Below are 18278 nucleotides of genomic sequence, written 5' to 3' on the forward strand. Positions count from 1 at the left end.
TTCTTACCCGACGGGCCTCGCCGGTATTGGTAGAGGTTTCTAGTACAGTGGGCACTGTGACTGAACAGATGAGTGTGCAGATTAAAATGCTTGATGCCGGCCTGGAGCCTCCCCGGTATGCGCACCCGGGAGATGCCGGTGCCGATCTTCGCTCGACGGTCGATGCTGAGCTTGCCCCCGGGGAGCGTCTACTTGTCCCTACGGGAGTGGCCATAGCGTTACCCCCCGGCCATGTGGCCCTGGTGCACCCGCGATCAGGTCTCGCGGTCAAACACGGTATCACCGTTGTTAACTCTCCAGGAACCATCGATTCGGGCTACCGCGGCGAGATTAAGGTGTGCCTGCTCAACACCGATCACCGGGAGATATTCAGGGTGAGCAGGGGGGACCGTATTGCGCAGCTGGTGATCCAGAGGTTTGAGACAGCGCATTTTGTGCTCACCGACGAACTACCCGATTCCCAGCGCGGCACCGGGGGCTACGGGTCAACGGGTGTCAGCTAGAATCGTCTGAGTGAATCTAGAGAAAGCCGGGAGGTAATATGTTTGGGCTTGGGAAAAAGAAAAAGAAACGGGACGATCTTGACGAGACCGCTCCCATCATGGACGAGGAAGCCGAGACCGAGGACGACGCCGATGACGCGAACCCGGTCATCTCCTCCGCTGACTTTTCACGTGCGGAGGGGCCCTGGGACGTTGACGAGGTGGATACGAGTAGGGACTACTTGGATTTCGGATCCATGCGTATCCGCATGGAGGACGGCCTCAATATGCGCCTGGATCTTGAAAATAAGACTCAGCAGATGATTGCGGTAACCATTACCTCGGGGAAGAGCTCTCTACAGGTCCAGGCTTTTGCCGCGCCCAAGAGCACCGGCATCTGGGACGATATCCGCACAGAGATCAGCGACTCTGTGCGTAGACAGGGCGGTAGTGTCGATGTGCGAAACGGCAGCCTGGGCCGTGAGATGTATTCTCGTCTGCCGGCAAAAACAGCCGACGGACGCAAAGGCTACCGGGTGGCCCGGTTTGTGGGTGTTGACGGGCCCCGCTGGTTTTTGCGGGGCGTATTTTCGGGTGAAGCTGCGATGAAGCCTGAGGCGGCTGCCGAGATGGAGAAGATTTTTCGCGGCATCGTGGTGGTACGCGGTGAGGAGCCCCTTCCGCCGCGTGACCTGCTACCTATGAAGGTTCCCGCTTCGATCCGCCAAGCCCAGGAACAGGAGGCGGCAAAAGACACCCCGGCATCTCAGCGGGAGGATACCGGCTCCGCAGAGGCAAGAGACTCAGCGGGAAACCCTTCGGGCCAGCAAGCTCAGGACCCCCAGACCTCACGGACCGAGGGCAGGAAACTCGAGATGCCCCGTCGAGGCCCCGAGATCGCCGAGATTCGCTAACCCATGCCCGATCTAGCCCATCCCTGCGGTACCGGGTCGGACAACACCGCCGTCCGGGACCGGTTAGAGCATTATCCGCAGCGTCTCAGAGTGCGCGTAGCGGGTAGGGTAGTGCGCATCAAAATTTATCCACCGGGTGAACCCAGCCTCTATGAAGCGGTGCTGGAGGTGGAGAGATCGCGGCCGCTACCGCCAATCAGCGTGCACGCCCTCAGCGGTATCCCCGTCGTTGAGGTGATCGGTGACGATCTTGACGGTAGCCCAGAGGTCGCCTCCGACACCGACGAGCCGGATATCGACGATAGCCTGGCCGAGGAGTCACAGAATTTTCCCCGCTACCGGGTACACCGCCACCGCTCAAAACCGGCCCCGCTCTACCCCGACTACCCACCGGTGGCCGCGGGCAGCACAGTAGTGCTGATCTGGCACGGACAGCGGTCGGTGCCCGGTGTGGTCACCGGAACCTACCTGCGCTGTTCGGGTATGCTCGCCTACAACAGCCAGCAGGCAAGAATCTACAACCCCAGATACGAGATTGTGCCCCTTCCACGAGTAAAGAAATAGGTTGACCGTCAGTGACTGACTCGCCCACACCCTCACCCCGCGAGCCGGGGTCGCTCTCAGAGAGACCCCTCCCTCTGGGCTCGCAGTTTCGTCGCACCGAATCCGGTGATGTTGATATTATGCACGCGGTAGGCGGTGTACGCGGTATCGCGGAGGCCCTTGTGCCGGGTTTCCTCTTTTTAGTTGTCTTTCTGGTGGCAAACAGTCTCTACCTTGCTCTGGCGGTAGCCGCGGCCGTCTCCCTGGTGTTTGCGCTGGTACGATTGGTTCAAAGATCATCGCTACTCCAGTCGCTATCGGGCTGTATCGGCGTGATCATCTGCGCGGTGGTGGCGCTCAGAACCGGTGAAGCCTCCGACTACTACGTTCCCGGCCTCTGGATTAACCTGGGCTACGGTATCGCGGTGCTCGCCACGATCATTGTCCGCTGGCCGGTGCTGGGCCTCGTCTACGGTTTTATCCGCGATGAAACCGGCAGTTGGCGGGGAAACTCGCAGCGGTACCGGGCCTACCGGGCAGCCACCTGGGTGCTGTGCGGCATGTTTGCTCTGCGCCTGACCGTGCAGCTTCCCCTCTACTTCTCTGACAACGTGGCCGCTCTGGGCACGGCCCGGCTACTCATGGGAACCCCCCTCTACGCGGCGGTGCTGTGGCTCACCTGGATGATGACCCGCAAACAGTCGGGTACCGCGGATGCACAGAACACGGCAGACGCTAGCTAAAGAGCGCTCTCACGTCCTCCTCCCCCTCGGCAGTGGTGATAAAGAAGAGCTCGTCCTCACCCTCGATCGACTCATCACCGGTCGGAACAATCGGTGTACCATCGCGTAAGATCGCGGTGAGAGTGGCCTGCTCGGGCCACTGGATTGTATCGACGGTCTGACCAATAATGGGGTGTTCGCTGGGCACCGTGTACTCAACCAGCATGGCGCCTCCGGCCTGCAGCTGGAGAAGCCGCACCACATCACCCACCTCTACCGCCTCTTCCACCAGGGCGGTCATCAGCCGCGGGGTGGAAACCGCCACATCCACGCCCCAGGAATCATTAAAAAGCCACTCGTTCTTGGGGTTGTTCACCCTGGCCACGGTACGGGGAACCCCAAACTCGGACCGGGCGAGGAGGGAAACCACCAGGTTGGCCTTGTCGTCACCGGTAGCGGCAACAATCACATCGCAGTTTTCGGGTTTGGCCCGACCCAGCACCGACAGCTCGCAGCTGTCACCGATAAACCACTGGGCTCCCTGAAGATCGGTGCGTCCGATAGCCTCGGGTTTCTTGTCAATAATATTAATGCGGTGCCCGTGGGCGATAAGCTCGCGGGCAATCGAAGAACCCACAGACCCGGCACCAACAATAAGAACAATCACCGTTTACCTCTCCCTCACTATCTCGCTGTCATCGGGATCAAGCGGGGGAGCCGCTAGGATCCGGGAGATCTCTCCCATATCAACCGTGCGCATCATGGCGTGAACAATATCCCCCTGCTGGTAGCTGGCATCCGCCGGAGGAAGAATTCCCTCACCAAACCGGGTCAGGTAGGCGATCCGCACATTGGCGGCCTCTTCAATGTCGCTGAGCGCCCTGCCTGCCCACTCGTCGTTGAGTTGAAGCTCGGCAAGGATAAGACGGCCGGAGGCTTCCCGAAAATCTCCGGCCATTGCCTGCTCGGGCAGGATCCTGCGCAACACCTGGTCGGTTGACCAGCGCACGGCGGCAACGGTGGGAATACCCAGCCGCTGGTAAAACTCGGCCCGGTTGGGGTCGTAGATCCTGGCCACGACGTGCGGCACCCTGAAGGTTTCCCTCGCCACCCTGGAGGCAATAATGTTTGAATTATCACCGGAGGAAACAGCGGCAAAAGCGTAGGCGTCTTCAATACCGGCCCGTTTGAGGGTGTCACGGTCAAAACCGATACCGGTGACCTTCTTCCCCGAAAAATCTTTGCGAAGCCGACGAAAAGATTGCTCATCATGGTCAATCACGGCAACACTATGACCAGAATCCTCAAGGGTGTGGGCGAGCATAACGCCCACACGGCCCGCACCCATAATCACAAAATGAGGCACTCAAACCCTCCACGGCATACTCAACCAACCTCACGTACTGTACCCATAACAGTACCGATACAAGACTACCGCCCGCAGACTAAAAGCCAAGAGAGCGGGTGCGGGAAAGCCTATCCGGAAGCGGACCAACAAAAAGTTTACATCCCTAGGCGGGGTAACTATCGTTTCCGGCCGGCAGGTACTACCGTAATGAGCTGTGAAGAAAATTTTGGGCAGGATCGAGCGCACCGTGGTGGGCTCCCCCCGGCATAGGTCAACCCTGACCGGCCTGGCCCTGCCCACGCGGCGGGCTCTGCCGCTGCTAGGGGCCGACGGCCTCTCCTCCGCCGCCTACGCCCCCGATGAAATTGTGCTCATGCTGGCCTTTGCCGGAACAGCCGGCCTGATCTATTCTCCCTGGGTGGCGCTGGGCATTGCCGCTATGCTGCTCATCGTCGTGGGAACCTACCGCTATAATATCTCTCAGATTGCAGAGCAGGGAGACTACCTGCTGGTCTACCGGAGGCTGGGCCCGATCCCGGCCACCGTGCTGGGTGCATCCTCCATGGTCGATTTTTTGCTCACCGTGGCAGTCTCAGCTGCCGCCGGGTCGGGCTACATCGCGGCGGTGTTTCCCCAGCTGTCCGCCCACACCCGCTGGGTTGCAGCGGCACTGGTGCTCGTGGTGATGTTCCTCTGCCTACGCGGCTGGCACTTTATGGGGCGAATCGCCCAGGTCCTCACCTATACCTTTCTTGCCCTCCTCGCCGCGGTCATAGGGGTAGGCCTGGTCGAGAACATGGCGGGGACCCTCCCGGCGGCGGAGAGCAGCGCCTACTACATCATTCCCCGCACAGCCACCGACTCCCTCCTCACCGGGTTTGGACTCACCGTGCTCCTGGCGCGCGCCTTCTCGTCGGGAGCCATTGCCATGTCCGGGGTAGCAACCGTTAACAACTCGGTTAAATTCTTTGCCCGCCCCAAAAAACACAACGCCGCCCAGACGCTCATGCTGACGGGGCTGCTGTCAGCCCTCATTCTGGTCAGCCTGCTCTACCTGGTGCGTGAAACCGGGGCAAAAATTGTGCAAGAACCCCACAGGTACCTCATGGTCAACGGGGAACTTGCGGGAGAAAGCTTTCGGCAAAAACCTCTGCTTTACCAGGTGGCAGATGCTGTTTTCGCCGGGTCACTCATGCCGGTGCTGCTCTCTTTCGCCACCGTGGGAATCCTGCTCATGGCGGCAGCTACAGCCTTTCTCGGCTTCCCCGTGCTCACCTCCCGTATCGCCGAGTTCCGCTACCTTCCCATGCAGATGAACGCCAGAACCTCGGCAAACCTCTACGGTTATTCGGTGATACTTTTAGCCGCAACCGCCATAGTGCTGGTGGTCATCTTCGGCGCCGATGTCAACTCGCTGATCCAGCTCTATATCGTGGGTGTGCTAACATCCATGGTGCTCACCCAAACCGCCGTGACAAGGCACCGCACCCAGCAGCTGCGCCTCACCCTTGACCGGTTTAAACGCCGCACCATTATTCGCGGGGTTTTCATCACCGGGCTGGGGCTGGCGGCTACCGCGGTTTCCCTGTTGGCTGTGCTCCTCACCAAACTCACCCAGGGGGCCTGGGCGACCGTTCTTCTTATTCTCACAACCGCAGGAATCATGCTCGTGGTCCGAAAACACTACACCCGAATAGACAGCGATCTCGCCCTGGACAGCGATCAAGAGGCTCTGGCCAAGGCACGTCGGCTTCCCTCCCGTACCCACGCCATCGTCTATGTGCCCCGCGTGCGTAAACCGGCAGTACGGGCAGTCGCCTACGCCCGTGCTGCCCGCCCGACAACAATCGAGGCGGTCACCCTCAACGTGGTTGAAGAACATACTCGGAAAACGGTGCAGCAGTGGGAGGAACTCGGTATCCCCGTGCCGCTCACCGTGATTGATTCCCCTTACCGGGACTATGTGCAGCCGGTTGTGGACTATGTTCGCGGCCTCGCAGCCCGGTCGCCGCGCAGCCTTCTGGTGGTCTATCTTCCCGACTATCTGGTGAAGCACTGGTGGGAGCGTCTGATCCACCGCCGTACGGCGGCCCGGTTGGCACGGGCGCTCAAGCACGAGCGCGGCCTAATCGTTGCCACAGTACCCTGGAGGGTCGGCGAAGAAGAGGACATAGTTTTTGGGTATGACACAGTGCGATCGCGACGAAAGGACAACCGTGGCTAGGATAGAAATCCCCGCGGAGCTGGAAACAGGGGAGCAGGTGGAGCTCACTCCCGAGCGGGTGGCTCACGGCGGTGCCCTGGTCGCCCGCCTGAATAACCGGGTAATCTTTGTGCGCCACGGGGTGCTGGGGGAGCCTGCCACGGCCAAAATTACCGGCAGGGACCCCCGCGGAAGGTTCTTCTTTGCCGACGTAGTCTCCGTGACTGAACCCTCGGAGAACAGGCGGCCCCACCCCTGGGCAGCCGCCGACTCGCTGACCCGTGAACCAAGTGTGGGCGGTATGGAGTACGGCCATCTGACACCCGAAACCCAGCGAGACTACAAGCGCCAGGTGGTCGTTGAGCAGTTGACCCGCCTGGGTGGGATTTCCCGCACTCACTGCCTGCTACAGCAGCTGACAGTGGAGCCGCTGACCACGGACAGCGACCTCAACTGGCGTACCCGAATACACTACGCCGTTGACCCGTCCAGCCACCGTGCGGCCATGTTTCCCCACGGCAGCACAACACCGGTGCCGGTCTCCACCTTTCCCCTTGCCGACCGGCGGCTGGCAGAGCTGCGCTTAGAACAACTGAACCTGGATCGTATAAACCGCCTGGATGCTGCGGTATCGGCCACCGATATGGTCACTCTGGTCTTTACCGTCACCGCCGGGACGACTCCGGCCGAAGTTGCCCCGGCTCTTGAGGCAGAAGCGCGAAAAGCATGGGGGTCCCTGGAGGACCGTCTTATCACCCTCATTTTTACCGCAGAGAAAAGGGGAGGACGCTGCCGCGGCACCAAACCCGCCGATATTGTGTGCGGTGCCGGCCAGCGTCAGCTGCTTGAGACCGCCACCGTCTACGCCCAAGATTTCTACTGGGAGGTGGACCCCACCGGTTTTTGGCAGGTACACCGAGCTGCCCCGGAAGTACTGGGTAATGCCGTGTTGAAAGCCGCGCGTATAGGCCGGGGCCAGACCGTCTATGACCTCTACTCGGGCGCGGGATTTTTCACAGCCCTGGCCGCCGATGCCGTGGGCCCGCGAGGGCGGGTGCTGGCGGTTGAGGGGTCTGCGGTGACCAGCGCTAACGCCGCCCACAATTTTTCGGATACCGGAGTCTCTCGCACCCACCGGTCGGAGCGTACCGCGGTACGGGTGGAAAAGGGCGATGTGGGTAGGGTGCTTGGACGTATGGGCCGTGAGGTGGCTGACGGGCGCTACCCCCGCCCCGACCTGGTAATCCTTGATCCTTCCCGTGAAGGCTGCGGCAGGTCGGTACTCGGGCGGGTTTCTGAGCTGGCTCCGCAGACCCTTGTCTATGTTGCCTGTGATCCGGCAGCCCTGGGCCGCGATACCGGCTACCTGAGAAACCTGGGGTGGCGTCCGGTGCATCTTGAAGCTTATGACATGTTTCCCAATACCCACCATGTGGAGACGCTGGCGGTTTTTAGGCGCTAGCGGGGCAAAAATGGAACGACCGCAACGAGCTACCGGCAGGAGGCAAGCCCGTATTAGGTCATATTTTTCTTGTACAAATTAAAGATGCGCTCAAGGGTAGTACACTGAAGTATTGAACATGCTTAGTGTCAATCTGTCTCTAATAAAAGAGCATCACACCGCTTTGGTCTTCGACATCTTTGTATGAAGTATCGACAGTGCGACCAGCATTGCTAACAGACAGTGTCGAGAGGAGTCCCACATGAGCACTGTAGACAGCTTCGGTTCAAAGGGCGTGCTAGACGTCAACGGCACCGAATACGAAATCTATCGCCTGAGGTCAGTGAAGGGTTCGCAGAAGCTCCCGTACTCGCTCAAGATCCTTTTAGAGAATCTGCTGCGCACCGAAGACGGCGCCAATATTACCGCCGATCATATAAGGGCTCTGGTTAACTGGGACCCGAAAGCGGAACCCGGCACCGAAATTCAGTTCACCCCCGCACGTGTGATTATGCAGGATTTCACCGGGGTGCCCTGCGTGGTGGATCTAGCGACCATGCGCGAGGCGGTCAAAGACCTGGGCGGGGACCCCTCCAAGATCAACCCCCTTGCACCGGCTGAGCTCGTGATCGATCACTCGGTGCAGATTGACGCTTTTGGCACCGCGGACTCGCTGACCCGCAACATGGACATCGAGTACCGGCGCAACGGCGAGCGCTATAGGTTCCTGCGCTGGGGCCAGGGTGCCTTCAACGATTTCAAGGTTGTCCCCCCGGGTATGGGTATCGTGCACCAGGTCAATATTGAATACCTGGCGCGGGTTGTAATGGCCCGCGAAACCGGTGGCTCGCTGCGGGCCTACCCCGACACTCTGGTGGGAACAGACTCCCACACCACCATGGTTAACGGCCTGGGTGTGCTGGGCTGGGGGGTTGGCGGTATTGAGGCCGAGGCAGCCATGCTTGGCCAGCCGGTTTCTATGCTGATCCCCCGGGTGGTGGGGTTCAAGCTCACCGGCTCTATCCCATCGGGAGCCACCGCAACCGATGTGGTGCTGACCATCACAGAGATGCTTCGCGAGCTCGGCGTGGTGGGCAAGTTTGTGGAATTTTACGGCGAGGGCGTGGGCCAGGTGCCGCTGGCCAACCGGGCAACTATTGGTAATATGAGCCCCGAGTTCGGCTCGACCGCCGCTATATTCCCCATTGATGACATCACCCTGGATTACCTGCGTCTGACCGGTCGTTCCCCGGAACAGGTGGCCCTGGTAGAGGCATACACCAAGGAGCAGGGCCTCTGGCACGATCCTTCGGCGGAGGTCGAGTACTCGGAATACCTGGAACTCGACCTGTCCACCGTGGTCCCCTCCATCGCAGGCCCCAAGCGGCCCCAGGACCGTATTGAGCTCAACCACGCCAAAGAACAGTTCCGGGAAGACCTGCCGGCTTACGTGGCTGGAATCGACCGCGGTGCAGAAAGATCGGGGGTGACCGATTCGGCGGTGGCTGAAACCGACCGGCCTTCTCGCCCCTCTCCCGTGGAGATGGCTGATGGACGCGCCTTTGAGCTGGACCACGGGGCGGTAGCTATCGCCTCTATCACCTCCTGCACCAACACATCCAACCCCTCGGTGATGATGGCGGCCGGGTTACTGGCCCGCAATGCCTCCGCTCGCGGTCTCAGCGCTCAACCCTGGGTAAAAACGTCTATCGCCCCGGGCTCAAAAGTGGTGACCGACTACTACGAGAAAGCCGGTTTACTGCCCGACCTTGAGGCGCTGGGTTTCTACGTGGTGGGTTACGGTTGCACAACCTGTATCGGCAACTCCGGGCCCCTGGAACCCGAGATTTCGGAGAGTATCCAGAACAACGATCTGGCGGTTACCGCGGTCCTTTCGGGGAACCGGAATTTTGAGGGGCGTATCTCTGCCGACGTGAAGATGAACTACCTGGCTTCACCGCCGCTGGTGATCGCCTACGCACTGGCCGGCAGCATGGACTTTGATTTTGACCGGGATCCTCTGGGCCAAGACCCCGAGGGCAGGGATGTCTACCTGAGAGATATTTGGCCAGACCCCGGCGAGGTCGATGCGCTCATCGCCTCGGCGGTGGAAACTGACATGTATTCGCGCGAGTACGGCACCATCTTCGACGGCGATGAGCGTTGGCAGGCTCTGGAGACCCCCACCGGAGACACTTTTGAGTGGGATGAATCATCAACCTATGTGCGTAAGCCCCCCTATTTTGAGGGTATGACCATGCAGCCGGACCCGGTGGAAGATATCATCGGCGCCCGGGTTCTGCTCAAACTGGGAGATTCGGTGACCACCGACCACATTTCGCCTGCCGGCTCCTTCGCCTCGACTACCCCGGCGGGTCAGTATCTGATTGAAAACGGAGTAGAGCGTAAAGATTTCAACTCCTACGGATCCCGTCGAGGCAACCACGAGGTTATGATTCGCGGTACTTTTGCTAATATCCGCATCAAAAACCAGCTCCTCGACGGGGTGGAGGGCGGTTTCACCCGCGACTTCACCCGCTCCGGGGAGCAAGCCACCGTCTACGATGCCGCACAGAACTATCGGGCCGCCGGCATCCCGCTGGTGGTTCTCGGTGGGAAAGAATACGGCACCGGCTCCTCCCGAGACTGGGCGGCGAAAGGAACCACGCTTCTGGGGGTGAGGGCGGTCATCGCCGAATTTTTCGAGCGTATCCACCGCTCCAATCTCATCGGTATGGGGGTGGTACCGCTACAGTTTCCCGCCGGTGAATCCCACGAGTCCCTGGGCCTGACCGGGACCGAGACCTACTCCATCGAGGGGCTGACCGAGCTCAACCGGGGTACCACACCCAAGACGGTGAAAGTAACCGCGGTCGCTGAGGACGGCACACGTACCGTCTTTGATGCCACGGTGCGAATTGACACACCGGGCGAAGCTGACTATTACCGTCACGGCGGTATCCTACAGTATGTGCTGCGCAGCCTGGTACGCGGATCATAGGTCGTGAGGCGGCTCGCCGGATTCGGAGGATTCCGGCGAGCCGTACGTGTTCATATCTGCCCACAGGGTGCGCCATTTGTCAGCGAGACTGTCGATGGTTTCGTGGGCGTTGAGCCCGCTGGGCTGGGGAAGAACCCAGAGGCTGCTTTCGTGCGGCCAGCCCGGGATCTGATCGGTGTCCTGCTTACCCAGCTGTGCACGGCCCCTGTCAAAAGCGATACGGTAGGCGGTAATCCCTACCACAGCAACGGCCTCCGGGGCGGTTTCGGCTACTACTCTTATGAGTCGCGGCAGCGAGGACCGGAGTTCATCTCTGCTGAGCTGGTCGGCTCGGGCGGTGGCTCTCGGCACCAGGTTGGTGATAGCTATACCCAGTTTTTGAAGCCGCTCTTCGTCGCTGTCGCTCATACCGGCGCTCGCATCGACCGCAGGGGTTACGATGGATGCCCTGTCTAAGGATGGCCAGAAACGGTTACCGGGGTGAGAGAAGGGGGCGTTGACTGCGGCGGTCCACAGCCCCGGGTTGATTCCCACGATGAGTAGCCGCACCGGATAGGGGTTCTCGGGGCTGGGGAGCCTATCGCTGATCCGGGCGTTTTCGAAGTGGGGGAGTTCGTCTTTGCGAGGTCGGCGGCCGCCCAGCGGCGAAGGGTGTAGAGTGCTCATATTTTTATCATGCCCTATTTTTAGTTGGGATGTTCACGGCCGGCGGCCGGTGGATTCTCCCAAGCCTGTTAAAATATTTTTCATGCCCCAAGACCCTATCTGGACTCCCCATTCACCCAATCTTGTGGTGCGGGGGGATAATCTCAGACTTATCCGTGAGCTACCGGATAATTCCTTTCAGCTCATCTACCTGGATCCTCCCTTCAACACCGGAAAAATACAGCGGCGACAGAGCCTCACCACGGTGCGTTCTGAGCGGGGCAGCCGGATCGGCTACCAGGGAAAAACCTATGAGACGGTGAAGGGTGACATCACCAGCTACAGTGATTCTTTTGAGAACTTTTGGGAGTTTTTAGAGCCCCGACTCCAGGAAGCCTGGCGCTTACTCAAGCCCAGCGGAACCCTCTACCTGCACCTTGACTACCGGGAAGTGCACTACGCCAAAGTGCTTCTTGACTCTCTCTTTGGGCGGGAATGCTTTCTCAACGAAATCATTTGGGCATACGACTACGGTGCCCGCGCCAAGAAACGCTGGCCAACCAAACACGATAATATCCTGGTCTATGTTAAAGATCCCGCCGGCTACTACTTTAACAGCGGTGAAGTTGACCGTGAACCCTACATGGCCCCCGGCCTGGTGACCCCCGAGAAAGCGGCTTTGGGCAAGCTCCCCACAGATGTGTGGTGGCACACTATTGTGAGTCCCTCGGGTAGGGAAAAAACCGGATACCCCACCCAAAAACCTCTGGGTATTCTGCGCCGGATAGTGCAGGCGAGCTCCGCTCCGGGCGACTGGGTCCTCGATTTTTTTGGGGGTAGCGGAACCACCGGTGAAGCGGCCCTACAGCTTGGGCGCAGGTTCGTGGTCATCGATAAAAATAAGCCCGCCTACGAGACCATGAAAAACCGGTTCAGACGCATCAGCCAAGAAACCGAGGGCACCGCTCCGGTCACATTTGCACAGTTTCGGACAAGGCCCACCCGCCTGGTGTTTGAGGACCCGTCAGACGAGCGGGGAACAGACAAAGACAATTCTGTGTCCACTAGCTAAAGCGGGTAAAGTTGAAGGGGCACTGACAGTGCCTCATATCGGCAGATGATAAGGAGACTACTGTGGGATTTCTTGAGAATATCTCGGAGCCCAAAGATGTGCGATCCCTCTCGGGACAGCAGACGAAAGCTCTCGCCCAAGAAATCCGTGAATTCCTTATCGAACACGTTGCGCAGACCGGCGGCCACCTGGGCCCCAACCTGGGTGTGGTGGAACTTACCCTGGGTATCCACAGGGTCTTTGATTCACCGCGTGACTCCATTATTTTTGATACCGGCCACCAATCATACGTGCACAAGATTGTAACCGGGCGCAAGAACTTTGAGACCCTGAGACAGAAGGGCGGGCTCGCCGGCTACCCAGAGCGAGCGGAATCGGCGCACGATATTGTGGAATCATCCCACGCATCATCGTCGCTGAGCTGGGCCGACGGTATATCCCGCGCCCACCAGCTCAACGGCGAGCCAGACCGCTACACGGTGGCGGTTATCGGCGACGGTGCCCTGACCGGCGGCATGGCGTGGGAGGCCGTCAACAATATTGCCGCCGATAAAAACCGCCGGGTGGTCATCGTGGTCAACGACAACGGCAGATCCTATGCCCCTACCGTGGGCGGCTTCGCCAACCACATGGCAGAACTCCAGCTAGAACTCCAGAAAAAACTGGACGAGGTTCGTCTAGACCGCCGCTATGATCGCACCCTGGACCGTATGCGGCGTACCCTTCAACGGTCTGGGCCTCTGGGTAACACCGTCTACCGCGGCCTCCACGGCATGAAAGCCGGTATTAAAGATATAGTGGTGCCCAACGGCCTCTTTGAGGACCTGGGCATGAAATATGTGGGGCCCATCGACGGACACGACCAGGAAACCATTGAGCAGGCTCTGCGTGCGGCCAAGAAATTTGCCGGCCCGGTCATTGTCCACGCCATCACCGAGAAAGGCCGCGGATACGCTCCGGCGCGGGCCAACACCGACGACCAGTTCCACGCCGTAGGCAAAATCGACCCCCTCACCGGCAAACCGCTCAGCGCCAGCACCGGGCTTTCATGGACGGGCGTCTTCGCCGATGAGATAAAACAGATCGCTGACGAACGCCCCGATATTGTGGGTGTCACCGGTGCCATGACGATCCCCGTAGGGCTCAAACCCATGCAGGAGGCACACCCTGACCGGGTCATCGACGTGGGTATAGCCGAACAGCACGCCGTTGCCATGAGCGCCGGCCTCGCCTACGGTGGCCAGCACCCGGTGGTCGCCCTCTATGCCACCTTTCTCAACCGCGGGTTTGACCAGTTGCTCATGGATGTTGCCCTGCACCGGGCAGGTGTCACCCTGGTGCTTGATCGCTCCGGTATCACCGGCCCCGACGGTCCCAGCCACCACGGCATGTGGGATTTAGCCATGCTTCAGTTTATTCCCGGCCTTTTTATGGCGGCACCGCGCGATGCCGTCACCCTGCGCGAAGAGCTGCGTGAGGCGGTGGCGATCAGCGATGCCCCCACGGTTATCCGCTACCCCAAGGGGAATGTGGGCGCAGACATCCCCGCGCTGGAGCGTTTTCAAGACGGCACAGACCTGCTGGCCGTCACCGGTGAAGCGGAACCCAATACTGGTCAGCGCGATGTTCTTCTGGTAGCGGTGGGCGCCATGGCGGCACTGGCCCTTGAGGTTTCCTCCACCCTCGAGAGCGCCGGGGTGACCGGCACGGTGATTGACCCCCGCTGGGTGATGCCCGTACCCGACTCGGTGATCGCTGCGGCCCGCCAACACCGTATTGTGGTGGTTCTCGAAGACGGCGTACGCGCCGGCGGGGTAGGATCGCGTATCCGCCAGGAGATGCGATCGCGGGGAGTTGACACCGCGCTCAACGAGGTGGGCCTACCCGCGGATTTCATCAAACATGCAAGCCGCAGCGAAATTTTTGAGGAGGTTGGGCTGACTGCCCAGAAGATCACCGGTGATATTCTGGCGCAGCTGAAGGGGGAAAAGGTTCCCTACGCCCGCGGTAAAGGAGAGCTGCCCAACCACGCCGCCTAGACACAAAGCTAGGAGACGATGAGCCTGCCATCTTTTTCTTCCACCGTAAATTCGGGCAGGGCGGAGGGTGCGGGCCCGCCCATAACCTCCCCGTTGTCGATGGAGAATTGGGAGGCGTGACAGGGGCAGGCAAGGGCTTTATTCTGAACGTTGAGCACGCATCCCTGGTGGGTGCAGATTGAGCTAAAAGCCCTGTACTCGCCCTCGGTGGGCTGGGTGAGCATCACGGTCAGGTCCCCGCTGGTTGCCTTGTAGGCTCCTCCCAGGGGAACGTCGCTTGAGGCGGCTACATCGGTGGGCTGGCTGGGCCCTTGGGAGTCAATGGGCCCACCCTGTTCGGTGTTTTCCGTCGAAGAATCCGCTCCACAGGCGGTGAGGCCGATAGCTGCGGCGCCGAGTCCGGCACCGCTGATCGCGGTTCGGCGGCTTGGCCGCCCGACGGTGGTTGAGCGGTTACTGTCCTGTGTCACGGGTTATCCTTTTCTTGCGGTGATGATGTTGACATGGAAGACTCAAAAACGGGTAGAAGCACCGGTAATACCAGATCAACCTGCCACTGCCGGGCTTGCAGCTCGTAGAGTCTAGCGGCAATATTCTGCTCGCTGGGTATGCCGGGAGGCTCCCAGCACAATCTTCTCAGAGAATCGGGCAGGAGTATATTCTCCTGGGGGATAGCGACCTGTTCCGCTAGCCGGTTGAGGACTTCTTTCGATTTTTGCAAGAGAATGTAGGACTCAGGCCTTTTGGTTTCCCAGGCTTTGAGGGGAGGCGGACCCGTGGCCGGGGTGGTGAAAGGAACCGGTGTTGGTGTGGACCGTGCCTGTGCAATGGCGCGTACCCAGCGCGGTGCCTCACGCCTCAGCGCCCGGGTCTGAAAACCGGGAATGTTGAGGACCGCGGGCACAGAGGGAGGCATACGGTGGGCCGCCTGAATAAGGGACAGGTCGGGGAGGAGTCTTTTGGGGGCAATATCTTTTGCCCGGGCTAGATTTTCCCGCTCATACCAGAGGTTGCGCAGGGCGGTTAGCTGTCGACGGTTCTTGATCTGACCTATACCCTTGGTTTTCCGCCAGGGGTCCTGCGGCTCTACCTTTTGTGCGGTGGCTGCAAGATAAGCAAATTCCTGATGAGCATAGTCGAGTTTCTTTTGTAGGTCGAGAATTTCTTCGAGACAGTCGCGTAGATCAACGAGGATTTCAACATCAAGTGCGGCGTAGGTGAGCCATTCTTGGGGGAGCGGACGTTTTGACCAGTCCTCAGCCGAATGCTGCTTTGCCAGCCGGAACCCCAGCAGTTGCTCGACCACTGTCCCCAGGGCAACCCGCTCAAAACCGGCGAGACGGGAAGCGAGTTCGGTGTCAAAAAGCAGGTCGGGGCTCATGCCCAGTTCACGGAGGGAGGGAAGATCCTGGCCTGCCGCGTGGATCACCCATTCGCAGCCGCGTAGGGCGTTGTTAATGGGGGCCAGATTGTCGAAGGCCTCGGGGTCAATGAGGATAATGCCGGAGTCGCCGCGTTTGAGCTGCACCAAAAAGGCGCGTTGTCCGTATCTGATTCCCGAGGCTCTCTCGGTGTCGATCGCCACGGGCCCTGTGGCGCTGCCCAAAAGTTTTGCCGCGTTCTCTAGACCGCGCTGGGTGGAGACCACCGCGGGCACGCCGTCTGCTGGCTGGTCGAGGGTTACCACACGGGGAATGGTGAGCCCTTCAAGGCCAAGCTGTTCACACGTGAGAGACTTTCCTTGAGCAGCTTTACCCATGAACCCTTTCACCGTTTCACACATATGTTGTCCGCTAAAAGACCCACAAAACTTGTGCGGCCCCCACCATTCTACGGGTGGGGGCCGCGAAACGGTAACTTGGCGCCTACCTAGCGTTGCTCGCCCACGGGATTTTCATCAAAGGTGAGCGAAATAGAGTTGATACAGTAGCGCAGGTCGGTGGGGGTGTCGTAGCCCTCACCCTCGAACACGTGTCCCAGGTGTGAATCGCAAGCCGAGCAGCGCACCTCAACCCGCTTCATACCCATCGAAAGATCCTCAATATAGCGCACCCGATCCTCTGCCATCGGTTCAAAGAAAGAGGGCCAGCCACAGTGCGAATCAAATTTCTCGCTCGAACGAAATAGCTCGCTACCGCAGGCCCGGCAGGAATATACTCCCTCTGCTGTGCTGTTCCAGTACTCACCGGTGAAAGGACGCTCGGTGCCCGATTCCCGCAAAACAGCGTATTCTTCAGGGTTAAGCACCTGCTTCCAGTCTTTAACAATCCTGCCTACACCGGGCTTAGCATCGTTCATGTGTACTCCTGATATAAGAAATATGGCTGTGTCGGGTAAACCCCGCCTACGGTAAACAACGCGTGGACACCGGCTATTCCGTCAGTTGAGAAAAAGGATAGCTCATATTGCCGCAGACGCAGGGGTAGCGGGGTGAAATGCTAGGTTTAATTAAGGTGAGTGGAGATACGGACCGCGGTACAGGTGGCCAGAGGGAGGTACAACATGGGCGGGCACGGGCAGGAAGAAGTTCAGATAAATCGTAGCGGCAGCGCTACACAGTGGATATCGGCGACGGCCGGTGCGGTGGTGGGAGCGGGCATAGCCACGATGGGTCTGATCACGGCTGCGGGGGTGTCCGCGTATTTTGCCCGGCAGGTGGTGGTGCCGCCTAAGCGTCCCAGCGAAAATTTGAGGGTGCTCTCGGTGGAGTTTGACGCCCCCAATCCAGTCGAGGGACAAGCACCTACTGGTATCCGTCTTCCCGCTACAGGCGCCACCGCCGCCCGCGGAAACTACGGTTTCTATTTCAACGGCGGTGAGGGCTTTGCCCTGCTCGGGCCGGTGAGCTCGTATTCACCCGTTGACGGCTCACTGACCCGGCAGGTTCTGTCGGTGGACAGCGGAGACCTTGCCCGGGCGACACGGGGGAGACTGAGCGGTATGGTAGCAACCACTCCGTCTCGGGCCGGGTTTGAGGCCGCCGACGTGTCGCTGGAACTGTCAGTAGGGAGTGCCCCCGCCTGGTTGATTTCTCCGCAAACTAGCTCTCAGCCCTCCGATACGTGGGCGATCATGGTGCACGGTATGGGGGCTACTCGAGCCGAAACACTGCGGGCTCTCGACGCGGTTCAGGCACTGGGTATGACCTCGCTTCACATCTCCTACCGAACCGATCGCGAGGCACCGCCGGCCGACGATGGCCGCTATGGCCTGGGCTTTACCGAATGGGAAGATGTCGATACCGCCATCGAGTTCGCCCTCAACAGCGGTGCACGGCAGGTGGTGATCTTTGGTTGGTCCATGGGAGGGGCAATCGCCCTTCAGGCTGCCGATCGTGCACGTCACCGCAGCGCTATTGCGGCACTGGTGCTGGACGGTCCGGTGGTTGACTGGCTGGAACTGATCCACTATCAAACCAAGCTCAACAGGATTCCCCTGCGCCTGGGGGAGCTCGGGGTTTCGATGATCTCTAAGCCCGCCCTCAATATCTTTACAGGACTGGAAAAACCCATTGATTTGGCCAGCCTATCCTGGACCCGCCGCCCACAGGATATTATCGTTCCCACACTCATTCTGCACTCGCTCGATGACACCTATGTTCCCGCGGCCAGTAGCGAGAAACTGGCCGAAGAGTCGCCTCTGGTCGATTTTGTTCCCTTTCACGGGGCCGGGCATACCAGGGAGTGGAATGTTGACCCCCGGCTGTGGACCGACTCGGTCACGTGCTGGCTGCGTGAAAAGATACTTTAGAGGGCCGTAACCCCGGTTTCAGCGACCCTCCGGTCGGTACCGGGAGACCGGTGAACTACACTGGCTAGAGAACAGTTCTGCTGTAGCGCCTATGCTGCGGCAGGTTTGCGTAAACGGT

The 18278-nt window shown here is 59.8% G+C and carries 16 protein-coding genes; 10 read left to right on the forward strand and 6 right to left on the reverse strand.

Annotated features, from left to right (window positions below; translation table 11 throughout):
* Window positions 1–68 precede the first annotated feature (68 nt).
* Genes dut through ACS1BR_RS07445 form a run of 4 tightly spaced genes read left to right on the forward strand, consistent with a single transcriptional unit; the run spans window position 69 to window position 2682 of the window.
* Window positions 69–503, forward strand: a complete 435-nt coding sequence (dut, locus tag ACS1BR_RS07430) for a dUTP diphosphatase (RefSeq protein ID WP_463561659.1) — start codon at window positions 69–71, stop codon at window positions 501–503.
* A gap of 38 nt (window positions 504–541) precedes the next feature.
* Entirely contained in the window at window positions 542–1396 is an 855-nt protein-coding gene (locus ACS1BR_RS07435; protein ID WP_463561331.1) for a DUF3710 domain-containing protein, read from the forward strand.
* A gap of 3 nt (window positions 1397–1399) precedes the next feature.
* The gene (locus ACS1BR_RS07440) at window positions 1400–1960 is read left to right on the forward strand and encodes an asparaginase (RefSeq protein ID WP_463561332.1); all 561 of its coding nucleotides are present in this window, start codon (window positions 1400–1402) and stop codon (window positions 1958–1960) included.
* An 11-nt stretch (window positions 1961–1971) separates the two neighbouring features.
* A complete protein-coding gene (locus tag ACS1BR_RS07445) occupies window positions 1972–2682 on the forward strand; it encodes a DUF3159 domain-containing protein (RefSeq protein ID WP_463561333.1) in 711 nt (236 codons plus the stop codon).
* Here the strand turns inward: ACS1BR_RS07445 and ACS1BR_RS07450 are convergent.
* Entirely contained in the window at window positions 2675–3328 is a 654-nt protein-coding gene (locus ACS1BR_RS07450; protein ID WP_463561334.1) for a potassium channel family protein, read from the reverse strand. The genes ACS1BR_RS07445 and ACS1BR_RS07450 overlap by 8 nt on opposite strands.
* Window positions 3329–3331: 3 nt before the next feature.
* Window positions 3332–4027, reverse strand: coding sequence for a potassium channel family protein (locus ACS1BR_RS07455; protein WP_463561335.1), 696 nt, complete (start codon window positions 4025–4027; stop codon window positions 3332–3334).
* 196 nt (window positions 4028–4223) lie between these two features.
* Between ACS1BR_RS07455 and ACS1BR_RS07460 the strand changes: the two genes are divergently transcribed.
* From ACS1BR_RS07460 to acnA, 3 genes are all read left to right on the forward strand, one after another.
* Window positions 4224–6233, forward strand: coding sequence for an APC family permease (locus ACS1BR_RS07460; RefSeq protein WP_463561336.1), 2010 nt, complete (start codon window positions 4224–4226; stop codon window positions 6231–6233).
* Window positions 6226–7674 carry a class I SAM-dependent RNA methyltransferase gene (locus ACS1BR_RS07465; RefSeq protein WP_463561337.1) on the forward strand — a complete coding sequence of 483 codons (1449 nt, stop codon included), beginning with the start codon at window positions 6226–6228 and terminating at the stop codon, window positions 7672–7674. The genes ACS1BR_RS07460 and ACS1BR_RS07465 overlap by 8 nt, the downstream gene beginning before the upstream one ends.
* Before the next feature lie 241 nt (window positions 7675–7915).
* Entirely contained in the window at window positions 7916–10654 is a 2739-nt protein-coding gene (gene acnA, locus ACS1BR_RS07470) for an aconitate hydratase AcnA (RefSeq protein ID WP_463561338.1), read from the forward strand.
* Here the strand turns inward: acnA and ACS1BR_RS07475 are convergent.
* Window positions 10649–11320 carry a mismatch-specific DNA-glycosylase gene (locus ACS1BR_RS07475; protein ID WP_463561339.1) on the reverse strand — a complete coding sequence of 224 codons (672 nt, stop codon included), beginning with the start codon at window positions 11318–11320 and terminating at the stop codon, window positions 10649–10651. The genes acnA and ACS1BR_RS07475 overlap by 6 nt on opposite strands.
* A gap of 82 nt (window positions 11321–11402) precedes the next feature.
* Between ACS1BR_RS07475 and ACS1BR_RS07480 the strand changes: the two genes are divergently transcribed.
* Window positions 11403–12371 carry a DNA-methyltransferase gene (locus ACS1BR_RS07480; RefSeq protein WP_463561340.1) on the forward strand — a complete coding sequence of 323 codons (969 nt, stop codon included), beginning with the start codon at window positions 11403–11405 and terminating at the stop codon, window positions 12369–12371.
* A gap of 62 nt (window positions 12372–12433) precedes the next feature.
* The gene (gene dxs, locus ACS1BR_RS07485; RefSeq protein WP_463561341.1) at window positions 12434–14410 is read left to right on the forward strand and encodes a 1-deoxy-D-xylulose-5-phosphate synthase; all 1977 of its coding nucleotides are present in this window, start codon (window positions 12434–12436) and stop codon (window positions 14408–14410) included.
* A gap of 8 nt (window positions 14411–14418) precedes the next feature.
* Here the strand turns inward: dxs and ACS1BR_RS07490 are convergent, their stop codons facing one another.
* From ACS1BR_RS07490 to msrB, 3 genes are all read right to left on the reverse strand, one after another.
* Window positions 14419–14880 (reverse strand): Rieske (2Fe-2S) protein, encoded by a 462-nt coding sequence (locus ACS1BR_RS07490; protein ID WP_463561342.1) that lies wholly within the window; start codon window positions 14878–14880, stop codon window positions 14419–14421.
* Window positions 14877–16169, reverse strand: coding sequence for an HRDC domain-containing protein (locus ACS1BR_RS07495; RefSeq protein ID WP_463561343.1), 1293 nt, complete (start codon window positions 16167–16169; stop codon window positions 14877–14879). Before ACS1BR_RS07495 ends, ACS1BR_RS07490 begins: the two co-directional genes overlap by 4 nt.
* Window positions 16170–16279: 110 nt before the next feature.
* A complete protein-coding gene (msrB, locus tag ACS1BR_RS07500) occupies window positions 16280–16708 on the reverse strand; it encodes a peptide-methionine (R)-S-oxide reductase MsrB (protein WP_463561344.1) in 429 nt (142 codons plus the stop codon).
* A gap of 159 nt (window positions 16709–16867) precedes the next feature.
* Between msrB and ACS1BR_RS07505 the strand changes: the two genes are divergently transcribed.
* The gene (locus ACS1BR_RS07505; RefSeq protein WP_463561345.1) at window positions 16868–18160 is read left to right on the forward strand and encodes an alpha/beta hydrolase family protein; all 1293 of its coding nucleotides are present in this window, start codon (window positions 16868–16870) and stop codon (window positions 18158–18160) included.
* Window positions 18161–18278: the final 118 nt, after the last annotated feature.

The organism is Rothia sp. 18CD1-1 (assembly GCF_055285355.1).

Coding starts and splice junctions, on each gene's coding strand:
- dut (WP_463561659.1), top strand. CDS start 69: ATGAGTGTGCAGATTAAAATGCTTGATGCCGGCCTGGAGCCTCCCCGG.
- ACS1BR_RS07435 (WP_463561331.1), top strand. CDS start 542: ATGTTTGGGCTTGGGAAAAAGAAAAAGAAACGGGACGATCTTGACGAG.
- ACS1BR_RS07440 (WP_463561332.1), top strand. CDS start 1,400: ATGCCCGATCTAGCCCATCCCTGCGGTACCGGGTCGGACAACACCGCC.
- acnA (WP_463561338.1), top strand. CDS start 7,916: ATGAGCACTGTAGACAGCTTCGGTTCAAAGGGCGTGCTAGACGTCAAC.
- ACS1BR_RS07475 (WP_463561339.1), bottom strand. CDS start 11,320: ATGAGCACTCTACACCCTTCGCCGCTGGGCGGCCGCCGACCTCGCAAA.
- ACS1BR_RS07480 (WP_463561340.1), top strand. CDS start 11,403: ATGCCCCAAGACCCTATCTGGACTCCCCATTCACCCAATCTTGTGGTG.
- ACS1BR_RS07495 (WP_463561343.1), bottom strand. CDS start 16,169: ATGGGTAAAGCTGCTCAAGGAAAGTCTCTCACGTGTGAACAGCTTGGC.
- msrB (WP_463561344.1), bottom strand. CDS start 16,708: ATGAACGATGCTAAGCCCGGTGTAGGCAGGATTGTTAAAGACTGGAAG.